The organism is Burkholderia sp. Bp9099, assembly GCF_003857805.1.
GTDB lineage: Bacteria > Pseudomonadota > Gammaproteobacteria > Burkholderiales > Burkholderiaceae > Burkholderia.
This window is the reverse complement of sequence record NZ_QTPU01000078.1, coordinates 1-1,957: the sequence shown is the minus strand read 5'-3', so window position 1 is coordinate 1,957 and position 1,957 is coordinate 1. Positions and strand designations below refer to the sequence as shown.

The window sequence follows — 1,957 nt, the reverse complement described above, 5'->3', positions numbered from 1 at the left end:
TGTCAAACGCATTTGAAATCTGAGCCACTTCGCGCCTGATCGCGCAAAGTAAAACTGAGCCAGTCGTTACCTCTTCGATGACGAAACGTGGCCGGCTTGGCGTTGCTGTTTCAGTCTGTAGCTGTCTCCTTTGATCTGGATGATGTGGGCGTGGTGCAGGATGCGGTCGAGCATCGCTGCCGTCAGTGTGGTGTTGCCGCCGAAGGTTTCATCCCACTGCGCAAACGGAAGGTTGCTGGTCAGGATCATCGACCCGCGCTCGTAGCGCTTGGCGACGATCTGGAAGAAGTGGCTAGCCTGATCGCCCGAGAGCGGTAGATAGCCGATCTCGTCGACGATGAGCAACCTCGGGCCGAGAATGTTGTGCCGAAGTACGGCGTCGTATCGCTCCTGTCTGCGCGCAGCTTCGAGCTGCAACATCAGATCCGCCGCCGTGATGAACTTCGTCTTGATGCCGGCCTGTGTCGCGGCATACCCGATGGCGATCGCGAGGTGGGTCTTGCCCACGCCTGACGGACCTAGCAACACGGCGTTCTCACCCCGCTCAATGAAGCGCAGGGTGGCAAGCTCGTCGATCGTCTTGCGCGGCGCCCCGACGGCGAAGCTGTAGTCGTAGTCATCGAGCGTCTTGATGGCGGGGAACCCGGCCATGCGCACCAGTGTTTGCCGCGAACGAACTTGCCTCATCTCTCGTTCGTGAGCGAGCGCGTTCTCGAGGAAGTCGAGGAAGCTCCATTGCTTGGCCGCGGCATCGCTCGCCAGAGCGACGTATCGTTGCATGAGCCCCTCGAGCTTCAGGCTCTGGCAGTGCCCGTCGATGCGTTCCTGCTGCAGGTTCATGCGCGCACCTCGGTCAGCAATTGCTGGTAGACGGACAACGGGTGCTGGATCGACATCGCAGGGTCAACGCGCGGCCGAGCGACGGCGCGAGCCGGCAATCGGGGCACCGCGTAGCCAGGCATATCGCGCAAGCAAGCCCGTTCTCGTTGTTCCAGGAGAATCGCGGGTGCCAGCCCTGTAACCGGATGCACCCGCTGATTGGCCACATCGCGCAGCCATTTACTCACCTCGACGTTTGCAGTCACGGCGTCGAGCATCAAGCCGGATTGCTTGAGCTGGCTGGCCAGCGGCACATAGAAATTGCCGCGCAGATAGCGATGGAATCGCTCGACCTTGCCCTTGGTCTGCGCACGGTACGGTTGGCACAGCCTGGGCAGGAAGCCGTACCGCTTGGCCAGGTCGAGCAACCCGGCGTGCCAGCGGTGTTGACCGTCGCCATACGCATCGCGCTCGACAACGATGGTCTTGGCGTTGTCGTAAAGGATCTCGCGAGGAACGCCGCCCAAGGCTTCGAACAGCGCATGATGACAGGCGACCAGCGTCTCGGCGCGTTCATCGGTGGTGAAGCGTGCCCAGCGCCAACGACTGAAGCCGAGCGTGGCGGTGAAGGCGTAAAGCGGGTCGGCGCCTCGACGGAAGACAACGAAATCGCACTGCATCTGCCGGCCGGGCTCGGTCTCGAACCTCACGACCGGATCCGGCTTCGGCACGGACTTATGCGCGTTCATGAAAGCCTGAAGGCTTCGCAATTGGCCATCGTAGCCGCGCGCACGCAACTCGCGCAGCAGCGCCGGCGCGGCGATGATCTCGGGGGCTGCCGCGCTCATGCGCTCGATGACGTACGCCTCGAACGCTCCGAGCTTGGTTGGCCGCGGTTCACGCGGCTTGTAGCGCGGCACTTCCTCGGCCGACAGGTACCGCGCCACCGTGTTGCGAGAAATGCCCAGGCGCCGCGCGATCTCGCGCTCCGATACGCCTTGGGCTTTGAGCACATGGATTTGCATCCACTGTTCCTTCTGGAGCATCGCCAGCCTTTGCGCGCAAAAGGCTGACTGTACTGAAAGGTGGCTCAGATTTACTTCGCGCGAAGTGGCTCATTATTACTTTGCGCCCAACA

Annotated in this window: 2 protein-coding genes; both read right to left on the bottom strand. The window is 61.9% G+C overall.

Features of this window, described 5'->3' with window-relative positions:
• Positions 1 to 66: 66 nt before the first annotated feature.
• Positions 67 to 840, bottom strand: a complete 774-nt coding sequence (istB, locus tag DIE17_RS36915) for an IS21-like element ISBcen13 family helper ATPase IstB (protein ID WP_071335283.1) — start codon at positions 838 to 840, stop codon at positions 67 to 69.
• Positions 837 to 1,865 (bottom strand): IS21 family transposase, encoded by a 1,029-nt coding sequence (istA, locus tag DIE17_RS36910; protein WP_124489883.1) that lies wholly within the window; start codon positions 1,863 to 1,865, stop codon positions 837 to 839. Before istA ends, istB begins: the two co-directional genes overlap by 4 nt.
• Positions 1,866 to 1,957 lie beyond the last annotated feature (92 nt).

Bases quoted from the DNA above. Each gene is read 5' to 3' on its own strand.
- istB (WP_071335283.1), bottom strand. From the start codon at position 840: ATGAACCTGCAGCAGGAACGCATCGACGGGCACTGCCAGAGCCTGAAG.
- istA (WP_124489883.1), bottom strand. From the start codon at position 1,865: ATGCTCCAGAAGGAACAGTGGATGCAAATCCATGTGCTCAAAGCCCAA.